Source organism: Sphingomonas sp., from assembly GCF_041661825.1.
Taxonomy (GTDB): domain Bacteria; phylum Pseudomonadota; class Alphaproteobacteria; order Sphingomonadales; family Sphingomonadaceae; genus Sphingomonas.
In genome coordinates this window covers 448,411-471,049 of sequence record NZ_JBAZTU010000002.1, presented here as the reverse complement: position 1 = coordinate 471,049, position 22,639 = coordinate 448,411, and the positions used below count along the sequence as shown (strand labels likewise).

The following is a 22,639-nucleotide window of genomic DNA, read 5'->3' as shown; positions in this document are numbered from 1 at the left end:
CTGCGGCGCGGCCGCGCTCTACTTCGCCAGGCACGCTTCGCGTCGCCAGGCTTCGCCGAGCCCCGCTTGCGGGTCTCGGCCGGAGGTGACGATCGGCTGGCGCGTGGCCGCGCTGGGCGCGGCCTGGAATGAGTGCGGCGATCGAACGGCCAATCCAATGATGGTGATGATATTGATGGCGCCTTGGAAGGCCGATGCCGGTTGGCCGACGCTGCGGCGTGCGACTGCGGATGGCTGACCTTCGTTCAGGAGATCGGCGATCGGCGGCGTAGTGAAGCGCAGCATGGGTCAGGACCCGCGCGATACACCCGAGCGGCTACTAGGTCGTGCACCACGCGGAATCTACGTTGCAGTTTTTGGGTTGGGGTTCGGATTATTCCCGGCCAGCAGACCGAAGGGATCAAGGTCAAGTCGCGGGACTTTCGGTGATGATCGTCAGCAGCCCATCCGTCGGCCTCGCCAACCTTTACTTGCTGTTCAGTGGTCGCCCACTAGCAAGGCTCGCGCACATCCTGATCGAGGCAACCAGATCTGCCTCCGTGCCGAAGGTCAGGAATTCGACGACGGCATCGGTTACCTCCGTTGACACCTTGGGATTCAAAATAAGCATATCGGCATATTTATTCAGTGCGATAAGAGTGGCGTTTCGGCGATGTCGTTTTCCGTTGATCACCTTGGAGATCGTCTCCTGGCGTATGCCCGTCGCGGTCTCAATGTCTTTCTGTGTTGCGAGCCCGTCTCGACGAATCCGGCGGAGCTTGTCAGCGAGACTGGAGATGAAGTCCGAATCGTCCATTTACTTTGACTGGCATACTGGCATAATTCAATCAAGAGACTGGGAGATGAGCTTTGAATCCGATCACGCAGGGCATCGACAGTCACATAGGGTTCAAGGACTGGACCCGCGAACGCGAGGTCGCGACAATCGGCACGAACACCGGTTCGATAGCACTCGCCTTTCAGGACTGGCGTCATTTCAAGGAGGCGTTCGCCCCGGAACTGATCGAACTCGCGGTCTCGGAGACGAAGGGCAGAGTCGCGGCGATAGTCGATCCTTTTGGCGGGTCCGGGACCACGGCACTCGCCGCTCAGTTTCTTGGGATCAAGCCGACCACGATCGAGGTGAACCCCTATCTCGCTGACCTGATCGAAGCGAAGATCGCCACCATCGACCTGGATGCGGCGGCGGCGGCTTTTGGGCGGGTCGTCGAACGAGCCGCTGAAGCCAAAGCGCACTCAGCAGGCATCTTCCCGGGCGCGCCAGCCACGTTCGTCGAGCCGGGGGTGAAGGGCCGATTTCTCTTCTCGCGTTTGGTGGCCGAGAGGATCACCGCCTACCGCGAGGCGATCGCGGACGAGGCGAGTGCTGATATCCGCAGGTTGTTCACCGTGGTGCTGGCTTCAGCGACGGTGCCCGCGAGCAATGTGGTCGTCAGCGGGAAGGGGCGGCGTTATCGGCGGGGCTGGCAGAAGCGCCTGATTGATCCGGCGACGATCGACGACTGGTTCCGGGACGGCGTCCTCAGGGCGCTGTATGATCTGCGTCTCTATGGCGACCGCGCGTGTATCGACTACACGCTGCTTCGTGGTGACGCCCGCGAGCGCGTCGCGGAACTACCGGATCACGACCTGGCCGTCTTCTCCCCTCCGTATCCGAATTCATTCGACTACACCGACGTCTACAACGTCGAGCTGTGGACGATGGGATACCTCGATGGGAAAGCGGCGAACCTAGCGCTGCGTAACAGCACCCTGCGCAGCCATGTGCAGATACATCGCGACATGGCCGCGACAGGGATCCAGAGCGGCCTGCTCAGCGAGACCGTGAGGCGTCTGGAGAACGTGGCGGGCCACCTATGGAATAAGAACATCCCAGCGATGGTGGCGGCCTACACGGCGGACATGGCGACCGTGCTTCGAGGCATCGCCGCGCGTATGCGACCGGCCGGCCGGACCTACATGGTGGTCGGGGACAGTCGCTACGCCGGAATCGACGTCCCGGTCGCGGCAATCCTGGCGCAGATCAGCCCGGGCATCGGCTTCGAGGTCGTCAGGGTTGAGCCGTGCAGATCAATGCGTGCCTCGCCGCAGCAGGGTGGCCGCGCCGAATTGGCGGAATCACTCGTCGTCCTCGAACGCCGTTAGACGCCAGACTCCCCAGCGAGCCGGGCGTCTTCCGGGGAACCGTACATCGGACGCACGTTATATTCCGGTTTCGGAGAGAGTCTCGCTAGCTGCTTGAGAACATCGGCATCCCCGAACAGGTCGTCGGATTTGTCTCGCCGCATGTCGTAGACCTCAAGTAGTCCATGTTCGGTCTTGCTGTTCTTTTGATAGCCCCAGGCCTGCCGAAGGCCCTTCTTGACGGCCTCGATGTTTTCGGACCGATTGATGTCACCCGGTTTGGTTTTGCCCGTCGCATGAGCGAAGGTCCTGATCACCTTGAGCTCGAGGATTGCCCAGTAGGCGAGCGGTTGTCCGTTCGCGTTGGTGAGCAGCTTGACGTCGATCCGACCGATGTTCGTCTTGTGCTCGCAAACAACCTTGATGACTCCTTGGAACCAAGAACTGAGATGCCGGCTCAAGCCGTTTTGTATGGCCAGTTCTGGCCGAGCACCGGGAACATATGCGATCGCCCGCTTCGGCTCCCACACTCCGTTTTCGCAGTGCCCGGGCGTTAGAAGCTGATCGAGACGGAAGCGCTCGAGTGCTTCGCGCAGTGCCTCCACGGTCGCCACCGGGGGGACGCTTCGGATCGGATCTTCCCGCGTGATGGCTGCCTGAACGCCGGCGGTCCTCACGGTCATCTTGGCGGTTGGCCGATAGGCGATTACTAGCGGGGATTCACCGAAGCCCTTGTCCGACAACCAATCGAGAAGTCCATCCGGCTCGCAGGGCATGGGGAAGATCTGTCCGTGCGCGCCGTCGCGAGTGAGCAGAAGCACGTTACCCAGCAGAGGCTTGGTTGTAGCCGCCGGATCGGCGATCGGAGCCGATGAGAATGTCGCCTGATGTTCGCGCGGCCGCGCAACCATGACGAATGCGGCGACCTCGTGGTCGGCGGCCTCGCCCGGCCAGGCGTTCTGTGCACGTCGTTCGACAAGCGCTCGAATAGCTTGAGCGAAGCGGTCGGGATCGTCCGCACGCGTGTTGGGCATTGTGAGCAGCGTCGCCGCCGCCTGAACCAGGTCCTTGTCGTCGACGCCTTCGACCGGAGACGGTTCAGCCATTTACGGCCCGTCCAAGGTAGTTTGCGTATAGGAACAGCTTCTCTCCGCTCGTGAGATGCGCCTGGTCGGGAAGGAATTGTTCGAAGCGTTCGGCTGTACGCCAGCTGGGGTTCGCGGCCCACGGGTTCTTAGTCCACGCAGCGAAATCGATAACGTTCTCACCCAGTCCTTCGGAGCGATACGTGACGTCCGAAGACGTTGCTCGATTGAGTTCCTCATCGGAGAGCGTGGCGAGAGCCCCTGCCAGCTCGACTAGGAAGCCGTGCACGTTCGCATCTTCCAGGTCGAGAGGCCGGCGCAGTGGCTCGGCGCCGAGCGCGGCAAGGAGGTCCGCTAGTCGCGGCGAACCGAAGTCCAGCGCGTAGCAACCCTCGAGCCGTGCGCCGACGTCGTCCGGACCGCGGCCGACGTAGTCGAGATTGGATATCTCGACGAGCCCCATGACGACGAGGTGATCCAGTTCCTCCTGCAGATCTGGGTAGTGCGGTCCTCCGTCGATCTTCAGGATTTTGCCGTCGAACGCCGGCAGCCCCCAAACCGGGCTCAGCACGTCCGCGAGGTAGGCAAGGGCATGCAGACGCGGGGATGCCAACGGCGTGATGGCTGCGCGTTCAGCGGCGTCAAGCAGCATGACGAGGCGGCTGCGGCGACGAACGCGCGAGATGTCGGACGGGTTGAGCTGCTCACTGATCACCGGTGATCGCCTGTTCCAGCAACTTCTCGTATTGGGCCCGATCGAGCTCGAGCGCTCTGTTGGGTGCGGCCACCTTGAGCAGGTTCAGCACGCGCTCACGTCGAGCTTCCGTCTCCGCGTCAGACTTCGACTTGCCACCGAAAAGACCAGTGATCAGCCCCGCGTTGGATAGATTGCTCGTGACGATGAGCCGGTTGTCGGAAACGGAGCCGAACTCCGCCAGCGCCCTGCCGACGCGGACCATCGCGACGCCATCAAGGCTGGCTTCCGGTGTCTCCATCACAAAGGTCGCTGAATTACCGGGAGCCGCGACGCGTACCAGCGACAATCTGAAGGCGAGGTCGATCAGTTCGCGCTGCGATTCCGACACGTCGCTCGGGTCGTCGCGACGCACGAAACCCGGACGGTTCGCGGCCACCATCTCCGCCTTGTATGCGGGAAAGCTCAACCGGCTTTCGCCAGTGGCTTTTTCAGCTTGGGTGTAGCGGGGTTTGAGCTTGACCTCCGCGAGCCGCGCTGGTTCGGCGAGCAGGTTCTCGGTCAGCTCCGCGAAGTTTTGCATCACCTCGGCGGCCCGGGACGAGATGAGATCTTCCTTGTCCGCGAGGAGGTTGGAGAGTTCACGAACATGCTCGGCAAGCGAAGCGCTCCATTCCGCATGCTGGCGGCGCAGGGTCACGAGCGTCGTCTCGATTTCCTTGCTGGTCACTCCGTCGGGCAATTGGGCGCGAAGTCGCCGATTCCGGGCCTTGCGGTCTTCGATCGAGATTCGCAGTGCAATCGACTTGTCCAGCGCTCGATCGTAGTTCGTCGCGATCTGTTCGAGTTGCTTTGCCTTCGCAGACACCTCAATCTCAGCGAGTTTCGCAGCCGCCTGAGCCGCGTCGAGCTTGGCCTGCTCGAACTTGTATTTCCCAACGACGTTGTGCTGTTCCTCCGGTGGAGAGCCGCAGGCGGGGCACATGCCCTTCGCCAGCAGCGCCTCCAGCTCCTCTTGCTTGCCGATCGCGTCCGCATCGCACACGAGACATTTGGCGCGGGTCAGGATACGGGCGATGACAAGGCGCGAGGCTTCGTCCATGTCAGGGTAGAGTGTGGCCAACGAGGAATACTTGATCCGTTCGACCGCGCCCGAGGCCTCCTCGCGCGCGATTTTCGCCTTCTCGTGCTCAAGTCGGACCGACTGTCGCTGCTCCTCGTACTTCGACAGCGATTCGTCGAACCGGGCCTTCTCGATGAGGTCGGCATCGAGCAACTTCTGTTCGGCGTCGAGCTGAGCCGCTGCGGCTTCCGATCCGGCCTCCGCCTTTCTAGCTTCCTTCAGATCGTCTTCGGTCGCGGTGATCCGCGCCTGAATTCCGCGGGCCTGGCTGTCGGCACTCTGCACCTGTCTCTCAAGCAGCGCGACCTTTCGGGCGTCGTCCTTGTCGAGAAAGAGTGCGCGAAGCACTTGGCGCTGAGCGTTCTCGTCCCACAGTGCGCCGGGACGGCTCTCGTGGAACAGCATCACGTGATGAAGCACCAGGAGGACATCGGTGAATGAACCCAGTCCCATTAGATCGGCAAGCGCCACCTGGAATGAGGCTTCACGTTCATCTCGATTCCGTCCGGTGACTGCGGATTCGTCATCGATCTCGAATTTCGACAGCGAAAGATCCGACAGTGCGCGTTCGACGAGGAATCGCTTGCTGCCGAACGTCGCTGTCAGGACTACGGACGCGCGCACCGCGTTGTCGGCCACCCGCTGCCGGAAGAACGATATCGGCTTGGACTTGAGCCTCACCGGGTTCTCCGGCATCGACACGCTCATTTCCGTGGAGGCCCCGTCGCCGGTGAGGTCGTAAGGACCGGTGAACGCCCGGAGGATCGCCGTGAGGAGGGTCGTCTTACCTAGACCGTTGATTCCCGCGATCACGGTGAGACCAGCCTTGAACGGTTGGGTCACGCCGGAGCCGGATGGATCCCCTGGGAACAGCCCGTAGTCCATCACGCTCAGGCCGGTGAGGACTGGCATCGTCACCATGGCGCACAGACCATCGACTGGGATCCAAACCAGCTCGAAAGCAGATTTTCAACCCGACTCGGTTTCGCTTTCCCCATCCAGGAGTAATGGGACAAGCGCGAAGGCGCGACAAGACAACCACGGTCCAGCGATGTCGCGCGCGGACGAGCTGGATCGCTGATTCGCCGCTTCATCCTAGACGCTCACCACAACCACGGTAATGTTATCACGACCACCTGCCGAGAGTGCGGCGTTGACGAGTGCAGTCGCCGGATGTGCAGGTCCGCTGCGCAGGACGAGCGCGATGGCGTCCTCGTCGACGAGATCGGTCAGGCCGTCGGAGCACAGAACGATCACATCGCCGGGCGCGATCGCCACCTCTTCGATATGTGGGACGAGCTTCCTTCTATCGAGGGTCCCCCCGAGTGACTGTGTCAGGGCGTGGCTCCGCGATCCCGGAACGCGACTGTCGACCGGTGTGTGGTCGACGCTGTGCATTTTCAAATATCGTCCCCGGAGGATGTAGGCCCGGCTATCCCCGACGTTGAAGAATGTACAGCTAGTAGAGTGCAGCATCACGCCGACGACCGTCGTACCCATGGCCGGTCGGCCGAGACCGGTAGACATGGCGTCGTAGATTGAGCCGCTAGCGTCCTGGATCGCGTCGACCAGACATTCGGTGGTGGAGGCGGTCGAGAGATGCCTTGCCAGGAATTCGACCGCGATCTCGCTCGCGACCTCGCCGGCGCCATGACCTCCCATTCCATCTGCGATCAGCGCCCAACCATCAGTCCGGTCGGCTGGACCCTGCCAGTCCGCGTTTCCGCCATCCGTCCGCCAGTCAGGCGTGCGGCAGCGATCCTCGTTGCTCGCTCGCAGATGGCCCACGTGAGTGGACGCGTAGAGGCGCGCCTTCTCAGGCACGACGACGAGGCGCGGCGGCGTCCGCCGCCATTGCTTTGATCTTCTCGACAATGGATCGATCCCGCGTGACGAAGCCTTCGACACGCTGGAATCCTGATCGCCGGACCATCTCGCCGAGGAAGGGGCGATTTGAGATCACGGCCAAGTCTTGGTCCCGGATCAGGAAGAAGAAGTCCGATCTGGGCGTGGTCGCGATCTGCATGCGGCCCTTCTGCGCCTGCTTCGAGATTTCTGCCAGTGGATCATAGAAGTCACCGCCACGCGGTTCGAGCTGCGGCTTGAGGAACGACGCCACGGTGATGGCCACCCGGCTCCCGGCGAGTCGCTCGAGGTCGCGCATGATGTGCTGCGTCAATATGGATGACTGCAGACCCGCGCTCGTCACTAGCAGGCTTTTCGTCGCATTCGCTATCGCCTCGGCGAGAAGCTCCCCCTGCTCGTAGCAGGCGAGGGGCCGCAGTTGGATCGTATCGAGCTCGTGCATCGCGACGGCCAACCGCTCCTTTGCCGCCGCAAGCGCCGGAACGGCGGGATTTGCGGAGCGACGGGAGCGCCCGGTCTCCACCGCGGGTTCGATGGATCGTACCTGCGCACGCGCCTCGGCCTCCTCCTTGCGTACACCTCTAAGGCTTTGCGGATCGGGGAGTGATCGCACGGCATCGCGTCCGACCAGACGGTCCAGTCTACGTCGCGCGCCGTCGTCGCCGATCATGCGCACAAATCCCATCTTCCGAGGACCGCCATTCTCCGCAAAGGAATGCTCGTGCGATTCGGACAAGCGCCCGTCGATCGCGAAGGCGACCTGCACCTCGTCACCCTTGTCGGCCGCGAATACGAGGGCGACAGCCTCACGGAACACGTTGTTTCGGCGGACGACGCGCTTCAGTGCTAGGACGTTGTGTCGGAAGTCGTCGCCGCTCTGCCGGCGTATGACGCGACGGACGTCCGGGATCGAGAGTTCGGAGACGTTCGGTGGATCTGAAGGGTAGGGCCGTATCTCGACGGCGCCGAAGATCTTCAGCTCGGCGGCCCTCACAACGTTCTCGCCGGCCAGCTTAACTGGCATGCGTCGGATTGCGTCATAGTCGACGACGATCATCTCCTCTTGAACCACCTCCTGCGCCTCCTGCCCGAGCCTATCGAGGCCGGATTGGGTCAACGCGAAACTGCTGAAGCTGGAGATGATCGCCGTCCGAGCGACGTATCCATCGAGGACGAGCGAATCGACGGCCCCACGGACGATATCCTCCTTGAGGCCGAGCATGCGTGCGATCGTGGCCTCTTCTGTCTCGCCGAGCGCCATGCAGCGCATCGCGAATTCTTGGATCGTCGGTAGGGTACGGGTTGTCGTTGTCACGGCTTCGATCGTCAGCCGGAAGATCGGAAGACCGACCTCGGCGTAATCCACGAGCGTGAAGCCCTCACGAAATTGAGCGTCCCGTGCGACGTCCTCGGCCCTCACGACAGCGTCTCCATCTCGCAGGTGCCTTCGTTGGCGTCGATATAGTCGAGGACCCTCCGGAACGGGTTCCTGCCCTTGGCCGAACGGCAGAACATCTGGTCCCCGACGATGAGGAGGGCGCTCTTTCCGCGCGACAGCGCGACGTTTAGCCGCGGCTTCTCCTTGAGGAAGCCGAGCCTGTTGGCCGTGTTCGACCGTACGATCGAGTAGATACAGACGTCGGCCTGCCTTCCTTGGAACGCGTCCACGCTATTGCAGGCGACCTCGATGTCCGACCATTCGGCTATGCCTTGCGATACCATCTCCCTCAGCGCCTCGACCTGCGCGGTGTAGCCGGCGATCACGGCGACCGAGATGCGCTTCTTCTGCGCCTTGGCAAGGAACTGCATCTTGAGCAGGAGGTTGCGCACAACCGTGACCTCGGTGGGGTTGGAGAACGTCTGGCCTTCCGGCTTCTCGGAAAACTGCCGCAGCGCGTGCGTGGAATACCAGGTCACAGGCTTCGGGATCGCGGGTGCGAGCTTCAGTCCATGTGTCGTGACCGGACTGTCGAGATCGCCATCGTAGAAGCATGTGCTTACGAGATCTCCGATCGGTTTGACCATCCGGTACTGGTTTCGGAGCTTGTCCCTGCATCCTGCCGGAAGCCCGTCCTCGGGGTCGAGGAAGCGGTCCAGCAGCGTCTGCTTCACTTCGTTCTCGTCGAAGGAATCCAGCAGGTCGTCTCCCAGTTCCTCGAAAAACGGCGGAAGTTGCTGTGGATCGCCGACGACGATCCACTTTCTGCTGCGCGCCATCGGGATGAGGATCTCGGTCGCAGTGGCCTTCGATGCCTCGTCGATTATGCAGAGATCGTAGGCGACATCCTCCATACCCTTCACGCCGGCGATCCCCACGCACGTCCCGGCGATGATTTGCGCGGCTGAGAGCATCGCTGCGTTGAAGTCGGGCGAGCGACCCACCCGAAGCTGCCAGTCCTCCAGAAGCGTCAGACGATCGCGGCATGCCCGGACGACATCGCTTCCCTGCAGGAAGTGCACCGCCCAGTCCGCCAATTCGTTCGAGTCCCCGGTTTTCGCTAGCTCTGCGGCATAGCCGCCCATCTGATCCATGTCCCCGAGCAGGCTGCGTTCGCTCTCCCGTAGTTTCGCCATGGCGCGTTGAAGCTCGCCGATCTCGGTGTCGAGCTGCGTCGTCTCTTCGTCCAGCTCCTGCTCATCCAACGTCGAGGAGTCCTGCTCGCCCTCGGCGCGAACCTCTTCCTTTTCAGCCTTCAGCCTGTCGATCGCGGCCTGCGTCTCCTCTTGCCGCCTCCGAATCTGGAGGAGGCGCTCCACCTTCATGCCGATCGCCACGGTCGACCGGTCGACACCGTTCTCTGTCGCCCAGCGGTTCATGTCCTCCTCCGCGGCCTTACGGACCTCGGTGATCCACTTTTCGACTCGGCGCTCGAGGAGAAGCTCCTTGCTCGCGATCGAGATGCGGGGCTCGTCAGCTCGGCCGATACGGATCACGTCCAGCTTCGCGTCAAGCTGGGTCACCCGCTCCAGGACGTTATCGAGCGCGATGTGGGTCTGCGACGATAGGAGGATGCGGTGCTTGGGGTTTTTCTTGAGCCACTGCACGACGATCTCGGTGATGAGCTTCGTCTTGCCGGTGCCCGGCGGGCCCTCGATGGCAAGCACGTCCTGGACGCCGAGCGCTTTCTTGAGGATCATCAGCTTCTCGTGGTCGAAGTCGGGGTCCGTCGGTTCGACGTCGCTTACCGGTATACACGGTGTGGCGGTCCGCGGATCGAGGATGATCGGCTTCAGTCCGATATCGACCGCGCGATCGAACATCACCGAATTGAGCGCCTGTGTCTGGTGGTTGAGCGCGCGCGTGGCCGCGATCGTATTGATTGCGAGCTCGCCGCGGGAAGGAAGCCTTGCGGCGTCGCCGTAGGTGATCTCCATCGTGACGAGATTGAAGGACACCGCGACGATCCGACCCGAGACTTTGCCGGCCGCAGATTCGACCAACCGATCCTGGCCGACGATATCCTCGGTCTGGGCGATCTCCGTCGTGAAGACGACACGGTCTTGGCTGCCACTCCTGTGGATGTACCTGATGGCGCTTTTGCGTTTGGCCTCGAGGTCGGCACGATCGCGCAGGTAGCCGCGCCAAACGCGAAAGATCCGCTGGGTGGCGCGCGCGGCCCGCTCCTCGCGCAGACGTGCCTCAAGGCTGCGCGCCTCCGAAATGAGGAGTTGAAGCTGCTGACCGGCGCGCTTCTCGTCGTCGGGACGGACGAACCGCGCCCTCACGCTCCTAATGAGCCCGCCTTCGCGCAGATCGGCGGCCAGCCCCGCGCCGAGCTCGCTCGCCGAGATGATGTGGAGGAGTTCCTTCTCTCGACCCGCCACCAGCGCCTCGAACTTCCATGCGCCGCTGATCAGGTCGATGCGGGGGAGTTCGCCGTCCTCGCTGGCACGCGCGATCACCGCGCACGTCTCGCCCAGCTCCTCGATAATGAACCGCTCGACTATGTTGATGTCATCGGTGTCTAGTCGCCGCTCGAGCCCAATCTTGGTCTTGTTGTTGAGCCGGAGATGCAGATCGAGGCGCAGACCTCCTCGCTTGCCCTCTTCCGCACCGGCTAGTCGGAGCTGCTCGAGCAGAAGCGAGGCGAGGGGCGGCCTCTGCGCCGCGTCCGCACTGAGGCATCGTTCGATGATCGGCCTGACGTTCGCGGGCAGCGTTGCCTCCTGGAGGGCCGCAAGCAGATCGGCGTCGCTGTCGAACGCCCGCCCCGTCACGCATGACAGTCCGACGGCGGCGAACGCGTAGCAGTCCCGCGAGAGGGCGTGATCCGCTTCGGGTTTCTCCGGCGTGTAGCCTGGCGTCCGGTCGAATCGAAAGGTGATGCCGGCGACCGGTGCCCACGATCCGCCGTTGTCGAGAAGCTTCGCGATGCCGTAGTCGGCGAGCTTGGCCGTGCCGTCCTCGGTCACCAGAATGTTCTTCGGCTTTACGTCTCGGTGTGCGATCTTACTCTTGTGGGCGAAGGCGATTGCCTCGAGTAGGGGCTCGCCGAACCGGTCCCAGAACTCCTGCCACGGGATCGGGCCGTCGCGTTCGATGACATCCTCGAGGTTCATCGGCACCCAGTCGAGCACTAGGAACCAATGGCCGTTCTCGTCGCGATCGACGTCGATCACCTCGACGATGTTGCGATGCTCGAGGCGCTGCAGAAGTTCGACCTCACGATTAAATCCGGCCTGACCGCGAGCGTCGTCGGGGCCGAATTTGACGCGCTTGATGGCGACCATTTTCGCGCGCTTCGAATCGAAAGCTTGTGTCACGGTCGCTTGGGCGCCCTTTCGGACGACCTCCGTGAGCATGTAGCGGTTGGCCAGAAGCTGCGGCGCCTCCTCCGATGGAGTGCTCACAGCATTGATCTCGCCGGCCGCCCTCTAGCGTCTTGAAGTGGGATCATAGGGGGGTGGCAGGACGTCGGGTCCCGCAGTTCGAATAGGCTGATGTCAGTCATTTGCCGCCTCCCCGATGGCGAATTATCCCGCTCTATCAGGCCACTCGGTCCACCGCGAGACGAGGTTACGGCGAGCTAGCTCTAGTTGATTTCAGCCGAGGCTAACTCAGGAATGCGTTACGCGCGAGAAATGAATACCGCCATTTTGGCGAGAACTCTGTCCCACGCGGATACCAGTTCTGAAAAGTGATACGGAGGTAGGCAATCGTCACACACGCGGGACGCAGGCTCAACGGAGCAAAAGACGAGTTCTCCTCGCCGCCACCGCCCAAAACTCCGCAAGATGGCCAAGATGTTACCAATGCCCGCTAAACCGGCTCCCGCCTGACAGAGAAACTGAGTCCTCGCTCCGTTGTCGCCCCAACGCGACCGGACTTCTTCAACACAATCGGTGCATTGCGGCCATACGAGCCCGTGGCCGCGCGCGAACATCAGGTGGAGAGGCGTTCATCACAAACCCTCGCAACGAGAGCCCGCAATTCGGCGACACGCGCGCCAAGCCATCTGAGCTCCTCATTGGTGATTTCGTAATGCGGTGAATAGCGCGCATTGACGTAGGCCTGACGCAGCAAATCGAAACAGCGGCGACTAAATTTGTCGTCGCGTGGCCAAGCGGTAATCAGGCCGGGTGCAATCTGTTCGCATTGAGAACGAAGGAAATTTAGCCTGTGGGATTTCGGACTATATAGAGTCAACACGAGCAATGCGCAGTGATAAAGACGCTCGACCGATTGGTGGTAAGCGAACGCGGCTTCTTTTGGTCCATCGTCCGAAACTAGAAAGTCGGCGGCGCGCATGAATTTAGTGGCGCTTGGAAACCACTCGTCGAAATATGCCTGCGCTTCAGCTCGGGCCTCTTCCGGTGGAAGGTCACGTGGTGCCGCAAACGGGAACCCTTCGGCTTCATAGAGCGCGATGCCCTGTTTCACGATGTCGGCGAAGAACGGGCGGCCGCGCTCAAGCTGCTGGTTCACGTCGGTGAGCGTGTGGACGATGAAGCTCACGGGCGCGCTGAGTGCCTCGTTGATCGTCACGTCGCGCATCAACCGGTCCTCGGCTGCCGACCAGAGTTCGAAGTCGGTCAGGCGCTCGTCGTTGACGATGATGAGGATGTCATAGTCAGAATGATATCCGCCGACCGGGTCGTCGACCCAGTCGCCGCGCGCATAGGAGCCGTAGAGCACGAGCTTGAGGATCCGGCCCTGCTTCTTCCACTTCTGGGTGCCGAGCGCATGGGCGGCCTCGAATTCCTCGAACAGGACGCGCACCACATGGGCGAGTTCGCGCTGTTTGGCGGCAGGCAAGTGGTCAAGCTGGTCACGCATGGCTGGGTCTGTCTACCAACAGGTGCGCTGTGATGGACAGCAAATTTCCACTGGTCCGGACGGGCGAAGTGGTTGCGCTGCCTGGCTTGTGTCGCTGGATCATGGGTTGACCGCTCGCCGCGATCCATGGGGATCGTGGGGGCTTCCAGCATCCATTTTCGTCGCGCCGATCACTAGACGAAGGGCTCGGCGCGTTGTGCAACGATGGTGCGGATACGGTCGAGCATGCGGTCGCCGGCACGGGCGAGCGGCGCCGGCAGCGCGAGGGTCGGGAGCGCGTCGACCAGCCGCCTGGCGCAGGTCGCCATCAGGATCGAGGCGCGCGCCTGGGGCAGTTCGATCGTGCGCGCCAGCGTGAGAAAGTCGTCGGGCGACAGGCGGTCATCCTTGCCGGCGAGCTTGAGCGCCATGCGGTCGTTCTCGAGCCCGGGAAAGACCCTGGTCGTGACCACGTCATAGACCGGCGCAAAGCGCACCGCGGTCATGTGATCTTCGCCCGCATCGGCGATCTTCAGCAAGGCGAGGTTCTTCAGGTGCATGTCGCCGTCGGCGATCAGCCAGGCGAAGACGGCGCGGCGGAACAGGATTTCCAGATCGGCGACCGGGTCGGTCGATAGCGGGCGCAAGCCCCTGGCCATCCGCTCGATCGTGCCGTCATATTTGCGGCTCGCGGGCTGGTCGAGAACGGAGCAGAAGTCTTCGAGCGCCAGGCGTCGCGTGTCGTTGCCCGTCCTGCGGATGTCGAAGCGTTCGACGAGGAGTGCGGGCGCCATGCTGTCGGGCATCTCGACCAGCGCGGCCTCGGCGACATCGAATTCGGCGGCGCGCGCGAGGGTCAGGCAGATCCACTCCACGACCGGGATATCCTCGAAGCCATTGGTGCCCGCAGGCTTGAGGATATGGGTGAAGGGGGCGTCGATCGCGGCGATGAGGTCGCCGTCGCGCCGCAGGCACATCGGCGCCTTGATCTGGACGCCCGACAGACGCGGCGCGCGCCCGGCGGCGAAGATGCTTGCCAGGCGCTCCTGGAAGGAATCCTCGAACGTCTGTTTTGCCGGCCCCAGATAGCGCCCGGTGAACAGGCCGGATTTCTGGAACTGGGCGAGACGGCCTTCGAGGATATCGGCCGGAAGGGTGGCCAGTTCCGCTTCGTTCGCAACGATGGTCACGTTCGACGTGTAGCGGCTTCCGCTGCGCAACGTCTCGCGTTCGTCGCGTTCGTCGAGGACCCGCGCCAGCCACCCTTCGGGCAGCAGGGATTCGATGAAGGCGGGCAGGCTGCCCGGACGTGTTTCGCGCACCAGGGCAGGGCGCCGACCCTCGGCCGGCGTCCAGCGCCATTCGGCGCCGTCATGGGCGAGGCGGCCGATGGGTTCGCCGTGCCAAGCGACCAGCAGATCGAGTGCGGCCTTGTTGACGGGTATCTGGGGGACGCGAATGTCGGTGCGCAGATAGTGCTCGGCGGCTTCCGCTTCTCGGTGCCATCCATTGGCCCGACCCAGGACCCAGAGCGCGTCGGCGGCCTTTTCGGCATCGCCGAATTCAGCAAGCAGGCGGTCGGCCATCTGCCGGCGCATCTGCGGATCGATCGCGCTGGCATGCTCGCTGCGCTGCCGGAAGGCCTCGAGAAACCGCTGCCGGGGCGAGGAGGCGGTCAGGTTCAGCTCACCCATGTCGTCGCCGACGATGACCGGATTGGTGGAGGCCTTGGGCGGCGCCTCGTTTTGGATGATCTCGAGCGCGCGAATCCGCGTGCGGTTGTTGCGCCGTCCGCTCAGGAAGAGCCTGCCATCTTCTGTGGCGGCCAGGCGCAGCGCGCTCGCGCCCGACAGATAGGCCTTGGGATAGAGATAGGCGGCGATCCGCACCGCATGCTCCATGACCGTCTTGTCGATATCGTCAGCGGCATCGATATAGATGCCACGGTGCAGATTGATGAGCTCGCCGGCCTGCGCCGCGGCATGCGCGCGATGCTTGTCCAGCGTTTCTCCGACCAGATGTAGCGGCATGACTTTCTCGTATCTCAGATGCGCCAAAGTTAGGGCGAACGGGCGGAGATGCCAGCGAAAAAATCGGGTCGCGGCGAAAAATCACCCATTTGCGCGCATAATCTCTTGTAATGGAATTCTATATTGCGAATATTCGCGATATATGCGATCTGAATATGAGAAATGGAGCGTTTGATGGCCTATCCCATTCCCACCGACGTCCTCAAGCATGTTCGCGATGCGGGCAGCATGAGCCAGGCAGAACTGGCCAGGCGGATGGGTACGGTTCCCAGCGTCCTGTCCAAGCTCGAAAAAGCCGATGAGGCCGAGCCGGAAATGGCTGAGCGCTATCTGACGGCGATCGCGTCCGACCTCGCCCAGGCGGTGCAGGATTATTACGCGCGCGCCTGGTTCCAGGAAAGGCCCCCATCCTTCCTGCACCCCGACAGCGAAGAGCTATGGGTGGTCGACCAGGCCTTGAAGGATCTTGCCGCGTTCGAGGCCGGGAATGACGATCCCATCCTGCGCGGGCCGATCGGCCTGCTTCATGGCGAATTGCGGGCGGCCGAGGCCTATCTGCGTCGCCGCGACCATGTCGTGGCATGGGTGGGCGATATCGGCGTCGGCAAGACCACCGCGCTGACCTATGCCGTCGGCCTGCTGGTCGGGGACGGCCGGAGCGGTCGCAAGCCCGCGTTTCCGGTCGGCCCGGGCCGCACGACCGTCTGCGAGACCGCCATCCGTGTCGCGCCGACCTTCGGTGTCCTTGTCGATGCGGTTCCGGACGAGGCGGTGCTGCGCCTGACGCGCGATCTGGTCTCCAGCCTGGTGCCGGGCGCCGCCGGCGTCGGCGTGTCGGCTGAAATGGACCGCGTGCTGCGCAACATGTCGGGCATGAAGGCGATCAACACGATCGTCGATGACGAGCCGGTGTCGACCGATCCGATCGCCGACCTTCTCGCCGGCGGCCTCGGCGTTGACGAGGTCACCGACCGCACCGTGGCCGCGATGAAGCTTGCCGACCGCAAGGAGCGCCAGCTCATTCTGCCCGAAGGCAGCGATGATGGCCTTCTCTGGGTGTCGCGCCTCGTGTCGAACATCAACAATGGCCTCGACCATCGTTTCAGCGTGCCTGACGGGATCACCGTACTGATGCCGTCGAAAAACCTTAGCGCCGACGGGCAGACGCTGCAGGTCGTCGATACGCGCGGCATCGAAAGCGTCACCCAGCGCGAGGACCTTGCCCGGCACGGCGACGATATTCGTGCCCTGGTGGTGCTGTGCACCAAGTTCGCCGACGCGCCCAATGCCACGGTGCAGCGCCAGTTGCAGGAGTCGCTTGATACCGGGTCGGATGCCGCCCGGCGCCACCGCCAGTGCATCCTCGTCCTGCCGCGCGGTGACGAGGCGCTCGAAATGTCCGGGTCCGACGAGCCGCTCGCCTCGCGCCAGCAGGGCTATGCGATCCGCCGCAAGCAGGTCGAACAGTCCCTGGCGAACGCCAATCTCCCCAGGACACCGGTCTATTTCTTCGACGCGCGCAACGACGAACCCGACAAGATATGGAAGACGCTGCGCACCCAGATCGGGGCAATGCGCGCGGCCTATGGTGATCGCGCGCGCACCGCCGCGGCGGGCGTCACGAACCTGCTGGAAAATGTCGACGATGTGCGCGCCGGCGCCGCACGCCAGGATGTCGAACACGAAGTCGAGCGGATCCTGCAGATGGTCGCCCCGCTTCCCCAGAGCCTTCGTCCGGCGCATCAGAATCTGATCGAGCAAATGGCCGTCGGCCATCACAGCTCGATTGCTGCCTCGATCGCCCGGCGCGGCGACTGGGCGCCGTTTCAGTTTGCCCATATTCTGGGGCACGGTGTGCGCATCGATGCCAATCAGCGAACCGCCAACCTGGTCCTGCGCATCGAGCACAAGCTTGATGACCTCGAGAACAAATATTCCGACCTCGTTGCCGTCGTGCAGAGCATCGCCATGCTGCGCGCCCGGCTGGCCGAGCGTCGCCAGGAGTTCCTCGCCACCGCCCGCACGATCGGACGTGATGCCTATGGCACCGTGCTGGCCGAGCAGGGGGAGGTATGGACTGAAAGCGCGCAGCGTTACGGGCTCGGGGCCGGCTACAAGCGCGACGTCGCCGATATCTGGCGCACCTGGTTCGAGACCCAGGAGGTCGCGCAGGTTACCGCCCAAGCAATCACCGACCGCCTGCAGGATGCGTGGCGGGTTTCGATTGTCGACGCCTTGCGGCTGGCCATGCAGGCCGACTCCGATGGCTAGGGCGCGGAGCCCCTAGCCGGTGTCTCCGTCTGGTGGCTCGGATTGTCTCGCGCCAAACACGGACTTCCCCTCCATCAACCCATGATCGGTGTAAAGCGAGGCGGGCAGGCGGTCGATCTCGAGATAGCTCCAGCTATATCCCTTTGAGCGCGTGCCGCCCTTGATTTCGGGGTAATTCTCGAAGGTCACATCATTATATTCCGGGCGAAGCTACCGGACGAGCTGCGCCTCGACCTCACGGGTCAGCGTCTCGTCGCCGAGCGTCGCGAACGGCTGTTGGACGGAGGTCGCGATCGCTTCGTCGTCGTCAAGATCGAGGGGGTGCAGGATCGGCTCGACGCCTTCTGGCTTTATCGGGTCGATGCAGTCGCGTTCTGTCACGCCTATATGGGCAGTCTCGACCGTCTCGTCGAAGTCGGTCGGCCGCAGCAGTATGAGTGAAATCTCAAAACGGCGCTCGCACATCCGGCGATGCGCCGACCGGACACTGAATTCCTCGAACAACACGCGCGCCACATGGGCGAGTTCGCACTGTTTGCCGGCAGGCAGGTGGTCAAGCTGGTCACGCATCTATGGGTATGTCCTGCCAACAAGCGGGCGCCGATGCCCAGCCAATTCCGGTGGGGGCTGGACCATGTCTGGCGCGCGAGCCGCTCTCCGGTGAGAACCGTCGCGGTTGCTCGCCTTCATCGATGGGCCGGGTGCGATTTTGTCAGTCCGTGTTGCGGCCCTCGATGAAGCGGATGAAGCGCGCCGTCGTCAGCGCGCGGGGCAGGGCAACCTGGAGCAGGTTCAACTCCGGCGTGCCATGCCCGGGCCGCTTGCCGTTCCATGTGTCGAGCGCGGCGCGGAGGCGGGGCAGATCGAACCGGGTCACCATGGCCGGATCATTCGCCAGTCGGTCGAGTTCCGCCGTCAGCGCCTCCCGGTCGCGCCACAGCCGTTGGGGCCAGTCCGCTGGCTGAACACCGCGGCTGTCTTCGGTGTGCAGCATCTCGGCGGCACCCGCGCCATCCTCTGCCGCATGGAGGCCTGGTCGGTGACAGGATGGATCAGGGTCGCGCGGTTTAGGCGGACAAGCCTGTGAGAAGCGCTCCCGATGCGCCGAATTGAAGGCGCGGGGGGGGGGGGGATCAATGATTGTTTCCAGCATCGCCGAGTGCGCGGGCAATCGGCACTGTCGCCATGGCAGGGAGGCGGCGCGAAGCCCGGATTTGGGTGCCGGGGCCGCTCTTCGGTCCTGTGTGGCGTCCACGGATGACTAGGGCCATGCGCCGTCGGTTGTGGTGGAATGCATCGTCAGCCCTCCGCCCCGCCCCAAAAAAACCGTAGCCTTCCCGGAAGTGTGGGTAGTGGCAGCCCATACGAAAAGTTGCGTTCATTCAACCTTGAATACCACTCACCCCTTGAGCGGGCGACAATGCCGGTACAGACAAGCGGACAAGCGTCTGGTTCAACAGGATATAGGCGAATTCGCCGAAGGTTACCGGGCCGACGAATCCGCCGGTCGGATGACCTTCGAGGCCAGCATAGCGATAGTTCAGGATGCAATTGCATGAGAGCATGTCCGCCGCGCTTCCGACGTTCGCCGCTTTTTCATAGGCCAGAGCATAATCGGACACGGCACGCGCGAGGCGATAGATCGTGCCCGGGACAACCGGGGCATAGAGGCGCACGCGGCCATTCTCGACATCCACGGTCTGGAAGGAGACATTGATCATCGCCCCTGCATAGTCGGCGACCAGCGGGAGATTGGTGTCCAGGTCATTTTCCACAACATACCGCGCGAAATTGGCAGGAGCGTCACCGATCAGACAATCGGTCACTTCGAAACCGGCTTCCGGGAAGGTGATTTCATCCCCATCGCCGGTCGTGAATAGATTGACGATGTCCAGATCGACGTCGAGATTTTCAGGTAGCTCGATCCATAGCGCGGCAAGGCCATCTTCCGAAATCATTCCAGTTGCACCATCAAAGACCTTGGGTGTTTCTGTGCCGGCCCTGTCAAGACGGACGCCGGCAACCCATCCGAAGACCGGCTGGTTGTAAAGTCCGGGAAGACCCGGTCCTTCGATTGCATAACGTTGGAGAGTGGAACTGAATGCCGGCGCAACGATACAGGTGAAACCGTGCTGGAAACGATGAGCGGTCAGATCGGAGAGCTGATCGGCGGGCAGGATGGCGGTTCGAACCCCGATGGCTTCATGAAAGGTTGTACAAAACAGCCGATCTTCCCGGGAAACCCCTCCACCCTCCGTCATGAAATAGGCGGTGGTGCCGCCGATCCAGTTTCCTCTGGGCAGCACGCGAAGCAGGGCCTCCGGTCCCGATATGAACAGCGTCGCGCCGGATGCAATGAGTTCCGCCGCTGGCCCCACCGGAAGAAATGCATTTTTCATCGATCAGGCCCCTGAGATCGCAGCGAGGTCACGGTGTGCGAATCTGTTCGTTGCAAAGAAGTTGTGGAGCGTGAAGGTCGCATCCGACAGGCTCGTGCTACTATTTCTCACCTCTATCCGAAGGCGAGTTATAAGTAGGCGCGTAGCGAGGGTCTGTATTTCCGGAGTAAAATTGCCGGATATTATCCTGCCCCAGCAATAATGGTCATAAGCCGGGACGTTCACTTCACTCTCGACCACATGGGCCGTGGTTTCGAGGCCATTTTGTGCCCCCCGATTCCGACATCCGCGTTTGACGGGTCAAATTTGGACGCCACACGGTTCGGCCTCATGGCTGACTTGCTTCCGCCAACCATGCTTCGGCGCTCGCCGTGTCGCCGAACCACTGCACATTGGGGATGTCGTCCACGATCCGGCGAGTCTGCATGCGCGCCAGCGCTCCGCCGACTACGAAAGCAAGGCGTCGGGCCCGCCACTCCGGTTGCGCGAGCATCACGCGCAGCGCGGCAAGCGATTCCTTCGACTGGATGGAGCATTGCGAGACGTCGCACAGCGTAACATGTTGGTTAGGCCGCGTCTTAAGACGCGGAAGCATTGTAGCGCGTTCCGTGCGAAGGGAGGTCAGCGATGCTTCGTCGAAAAAGCCCGCCAACGTGTAGCGAACAAACCCGATCTCGGCATCGACCTCAATGGAGTGACTAGCGTGCATCAGGCTGTGTGAACCGGGAAGCTTAACGGTATCCCTCTGCCCAATTCCGTATTGATACGTGTTCCCTGATCAGAACACGCTTACACCCGATCAGCATTTCGCGATCCAGTGTCGCGCATTGCCCGGCAGGCGGGCGGATGTGGCTGGCGCAAGGTTGTTTGATCCTAAATCCACGTAGTGGCGAGCCTTCAACGCACGCATACGTTCGCGCTGCCACGCGCATAACCAAAGCGCGCCATCATCGCCTCGTTGTGCTCGCGAATGCGTTCGGCCTGTGTGGCTGTGAGATGGTTGCGCCAGTCGCCCGCGCGACCGCTGCGGAAGAACCGCGCCTGTTTCGGTGAGCGCTCCCTGAAGCCGGCGCGGGTCTCGGCTTCCTGCAGGCGTTCGAACGTGGTTTCCGCAGCCGCGCCCGCGATCCGTTTGGGGTCGATCGATATCCCTGGTCTGGCGAATGCCAGCACGCGGGCAAGTTCGCGACCGCATCGTCGAGCATATCCTCATTACGTACCACCAGCACTGGAATGTCGCGCTGATCGACCCAACTCTCGACATGCTGACTCCAGCTGCCGAGCCGCTGGCGCAGCTGCGCGCCGCTCGATCCGCCCATCGCTGCGTCGGGGTCGCAGAGTCGGTCAACGGCGCGCTGCAGATCCTGGCCTGAGTGGAAGGCATTCGAGACTGCCACGTCCCGGGGATCGCGCAGCAGATAACGTCACGTTCGTCTGGATGGGTGGGACGATCAATGCGCACGCCTTCGCCCCGGCGGTAATAATAGGCGATCCCGCTCGGCAGGCGCAGCACAAATGCGTTGGCGGCGAGCGCGCAGGTTGGGGCTTCGTACAGCGCATCTGCCAGATGCTCAGGTACTGCCCCGCGATCCGCCGCATCTCGTTGGCCATCTGGCTCGCCGCCGGGAAAATGGTCATGCCACCGCCCTAGTCGCTCACGTTGTGACGACCAGTCGTGACCACAGGAGCGACGTCCTGCGCGCCCAAAAACGGACGGTCGCGCACATATTCGGCATGATCGAGGACGAGTCCGGCCATCCGCGTTTCCTGGCGTTTCCTGCCCTCGCGTAACGGTGTGACGGAGGGTAGGTGGTCCGATGGCGCGGTCGCCTGCAAGCATCGCGACGGGAATATCTGGATTGATTGATCCTGGCCTCGACACGAGAGAGACGGTGGAACATAGCGTGGGTGCCCGTCGAAACGTCCGCGTTGCGTCTCGACATACTTCACATATGACAAGGTCCGCCTTCATGTCGGGTACCCCCGATCTCGCCGCGCTCGGAACCATGATCGCAGCAAGTCAGGGCTGGCCGGCAGCGAAGGCCGTCAAGGCCTATTGCCCGACCGACGCGGACAAGGCGACCGTCGCCAACCTCGCGCGGGACCTGCTCGATATTTACCCGGACACGATCGGCGCCTGCGCACCGATGAGCGCGGCCTTTGCCGCAGGTCTGGAGCGCGTCCTGTCGGCTCCCATACAAGTTGTAGCGGGGTCGCTGTTTGCAGACGGTACCCGCGTTTTCGGTGGCGACGCGCCCTTCGACGGCGCCGCATCGTTCGCGGAGGGCGATCTCGACTGGGACGGCCATGTCTGGGTGATGATCGGGGCATATGTCGCCGACATTTCGCTTTTTCGCACGGCCTATTCGCGGTTCGCGCATCCGGTGCTTGGCCGCCACGTCGCGGCCACCTTCGGTCATGGCAAAGGCATGTATTTCGACGCGTGGCGTCATACGACGCGGCTTGGCCTGCGCTATGCGCCGCGCCATGTACTGACCCGTGCGCAGGTGGACGGTCTGCTCGGGCACGCACACGCGACGATCAAGGGACATCGGCAGGCCTCGGGGTGATTGTCCGGCGTCACGCATCAGGCCAGGGAGGACCGCATCGACCCCACCCTAGCATGACCGCGCGACGCGGAGCGAACTGCGGCTGGGAAATGGTGCCTTTCGCGCCGGCCTGACGAAAGAATCTTTCTTCATTGTTCAAGGCGATGATACGAATGCCGCCCCTGAACTGGTCGCGCCGGGTAAGGTCACATGCGTGGCTCGCGCCAACAGCTATTGACGAC

General features: G+C 62.7%; 18 protein-coding genes and 1 pseudogene. 3 read left to right on the top strand and 16 right to left on the bottom strand.

Translation table 11 applies throughout. From position 1 onward, the window contains the following. Positions 1–18: 18 nt before the first annotated feature. Positions 19–285, bottom strand: coding sequence for a hypothetical protein (locus WC729_RS09340; RefSeq protein WP_372851910.1), 267 nt, complete (start codon positions 283–285; stop codon positions 19–21). A 181-nt stretch (positions 286–466) separates the two neighbouring features. Next, positions 467–796: a hypothetical protein gene (locus tag WC729_RS09335; protein WP_372851908.1), complete on the bottom strand. Its 330-nt coding sequence runs from the start codon at positions 794–796 to the stop codon at positions 467–469. Positions 797–849: 53 nt separating this feature from the next. Here WC729_RS09335 and WC729_RS09330 point away from each other — a divergent pair, with 53 nt between their 5' ends. Continuing rightward, a complete protein-coding gene (locus WC729_RS09330; RefSeq protein WP_372851905.1) occupies positions 850–2,145 on the top strand; it encodes a hypothetical protein in 1,296 nt (431 codons plus the stop codon). Here the strand turns inward: WC729_RS09330 and WC729_RS09325 are convergent. From WC729_RS09325 to WC729_RS09290, 8 genes are all read right to left on the bottom strand, one after another. Beyond that, positions 2,142–3,230 (bottom strand): hypothetical protein, encoded by a 1,089-nt coding sequence (locus tag WC729_RS09325; RefSeq protein WP_372851903.1) that lies wholly within the window; start codon positions 3,228–3,230, stop codon positions 2,142–2,144. The genes WC729_RS09330 and WC729_RS09325 overlap by 4 nt on opposite strands. Continuing rightward, the gene (locus tag WC729_RS09320) at positions 3,223–3,924 is read right to left on the bottom strand and encodes a hypothetical protein (RefSeq protein ID WP_372851901.1); all 702 of its coding nucleotides are present in this window, start codon (positions 3,922–3,924) and stop codon (positions 3,223–3,225) included. The genes WC729_RS09325 and WC729_RS09320 overlap by 8 nt, the downstream gene beginning before the upstream one ends. Next, positions 3,914–5,947: an AAA family ATPase gene (locus WC729_RS09315; protein WP_372851899.1), complete on the bottom strand. Its 2,034-nt coding sequence runs from the start codon at positions 5,945–5,947 to the stop codon at positions 3,914–3,916. Before WC729_RS09315 ends, WC729_RS09320 begins: the two co-directional genes overlap by 11 nt. Before the next feature lie 174 nt (positions 5,948–6,121). Next, positions 6,122–6,850 (bottom strand): PP2C family serine/threonine-protein phosphatase, encoded by a 729-nt coding sequence (locus tag WC729_RS09310; protein WP_372851897.1) that lies wholly within the window; start codon positions 6,848–6,850, stop codon positions 6,122–6,124. Then, positions 6,843–8,312, bottom strand: coding sequence for a hypothetical protein (locus tag WC729_RS09305; protein WP_372851895.1), 1,470 nt, complete (start codon positions 8,310–8,312; stop codon positions 6,843–6,845). The genes WC729_RS09310 and WC729_RS09305 overlap by 8 nt, the downstream gene beginning before the upstream one ends. Then, positions 8,309–11,743, bottom strand: a complete 3,435-nt coding sequence (locus tag WC729_RS09300; protein WP_372851893.1) for an AAA domain-containing protein — start codon at positions 11,741–11,743, stop codon at positions 8,309–8,311. The genes WC729_RS09305 and WC729_RS09300 overlap by 4 nt, the downstream gene beginning before the upstream one ends. A gap of 532 nt (positions 11,744–12,275) precedes the next feature. Further along, a complete protein-coding gene (locus WC729_RS09295; protein WP_372851891.1) occupies positions 12,276–13,169 on the bottom strand; it encodes a HEPN domain-containing protein in 894 nt (297 codons plus the stop codon). Between the two features lie 173 nt (positions 13,170–13,342). Then, entirely contained in the window at positions 13,343–15,178 is a 1,836-nt protein-coding gene (locus WC729_RS09290) for a HipA domain-containing protein (RefSeq protein ID WP_372851889.1), read from the bottom strand. A gap of 174 nt (positions 15,179–15,352) precedes the next feature. Between WC729_RS09290 and WC729_RS09285 the strand changes: the two genes are divergently transcribed. Further along, entirely contained in the window at positions 15,353–17,449 is a 2,097-nt protein-coding gene (locus WC729_RS09285; protein WP_372851887.1) for a helix-turn-helix domain-containing protein, read from the top strand. Positions 17,450–17,659: 210 nt separating this feature from the next. Here the strand turns inward: WC729_RS09285 and WC729_RS09280 are convergent, their stop codons facing one another. The 6 genes and pseudogenes from WC729_RS09280 to WC729_RS09255 form a co-directional block, all read right to left on the bottom strand. Then, a complete protein-coding gene (locus tag WC729_RS09280; protein ID WP_372851885.1) occupies positions 17,660–18,019 on the bottom strand; it encodes a hypothetical protein in 360 nt (119 codons plus the stop codon). Between the two features lie 142 nt (positions 18,020–18,161). Beyond that, a complete protein-coding gene (locus WC729_RS09275) occupies positions 18,162–18,443 on the bottom strand; it encodes a hypothetical protein (protein ID WP_372851883.1) in 282 nt (93 codons plus the stop codon). A gap of 388 nt (positions 18,444–18,831) precedes the next feature. Further along, on the bottom strand, positions 18,832–19,848 hold the full coding sequence (locus WC729_RS09270) for a hypothetical protein (RefSeq protein ID WP_372851881.1): 1,017 nt from the start codon (positions 19,846–19,848) through the stop codon (positions 18,832–18,834). Between the two features lie 328 nt (positions 19,849–20,176). Next, positions 20,177–20,557, bottom strand: a complete 381-nt coding sequence (locus WC729_RS09265; RefSeq protein ID WP_372851879.1) for a hypothetical protein — start codon at positions 20,555–20,557, stop codon at positions 20,177–20,179. Positions 20,558–20,745: 188 nt separating this feature from the next. Further along, positions 20,746–21,021, bottom strand: a complete 276-nt coding sequence (locus tag WC729_RS09260) for a sulfotransferase domain-containing protein (protein WP_372851877.1) — start codon at positions 21,019–21,021, stop codon at positions 20,746–20,748. Between the two features lie 77 nt (positions 21,022–21,098). Beyond that, positions 21,099–21,245 (bottom strand): annotated as a pseudogene (locus WC729_RS09255) (hypothetical protein); the annotation flags it as partial. A gap of 555 nt (positions 21,246–21,800) precedes the next feature. Here WC729_RS09255 and WC729_RS09250 point away from each other — a divergent pair. Further along, positions 21,801–22,418, top strand: coding sequence for a hypothetical protein (locus tag WC729_RS09250; RefSeq protein WP_372851875.1), 618 nt, complete (start codon positions 21,801–21,803; stop codon positions 22,416–22,418). The last annotated feature ends 221 nt before the right edge of the window (positions 22,419–22,639 follow it).

Excerpts from the sequence above, each read along its gene's own strand:
- WC729_RS09315 (WP_372851899.1), bottom strand. The coding sequence starts at position 5,947 with ATGGTGACGATGCCAGTCCTCACCGGCCTGAGCGTGATGGACTACGGG.
- WC729_RS09270 (WP_372851881.1), bottom strand. The coding sequence starts at position 19,848 with ATGAAAAATGCATTTCTTCCGGTGGGGCCAGCGGCGGAACTCATTGCA.
- WC729_RS09285 (WP_372851887.1), top strand. The coding sequence starts at position 15,353 with ATGGCCTATCCCATTCCCACCGACGTCCTCAAGCATGTTCGCGATGCG.
- WC729_RS09295 (WP_372851891.1), bottom strand. The coding sequence starts at position 13,169 with ATGCGTGACCAGCTTGACCACTTGCCTGCCGCCAAACAGCGCGAACTC.
- WC729_RS09265 (WP_372851879.1), bottom strand. The coding sequence starts at position 20,557 with ATGCACGCTAGTCACTCCATTGAGGTCGATGCCGAGATCGGGTTTGTT.
- WC729_RS09290 (WP_372851889.1), bottom strand. The coding sequence starts at position 15,178 with ATGCCGCTACATCTGGTCGGAGAAACGCTGGACAAGCATCGCGCGCAT.
- WC729_RS09335 (WP_372851908.1), bottom strand. The coding sequence starts at position 796 with ATGGACGATTCGGACTTCATCTCCAGTCTCGCTGACAAGCTCCGCCGG.
- WC729_RS09275 (WP_372851883.1), bottom strand. The coding sequence starts at position 18,443 with ATGCTGCACACCGAAGACAGCCGCGGTGTTCAGCCAGCGGACTGGCCC.
- WC729_RS09325 (WP_372851903.1), bottom strand. The coding sequence starts at position 3,230 with ATGGCTGAACCGTCTCCGGTCGAAGGCGTCGACGACAAGGACCTGGTT.
- WC729_RS09250 (WP_372851875.1), top strand. The coding sequence starts at position 21,801 with ATGACAAGGTCCGCCTTCATGTCGGGTACCCCCGATCTCGCCGCGCTC.
- WC729_RS09280 (WP_372851885.1), bottom strand. The coding sequence starts at position 18,019 with ATGCGTGACCAGCTTGACCACCTGCCTGCCGGCAAACAGTGCGAACTC.
- WC729_RS09340 (WP_372851910.1), bottom strand. The coding sequence starts at position 285 with ATGCTGCGCTTCACTACGCCGCCGATCGCCGATCTCCTGAACGAAGGT.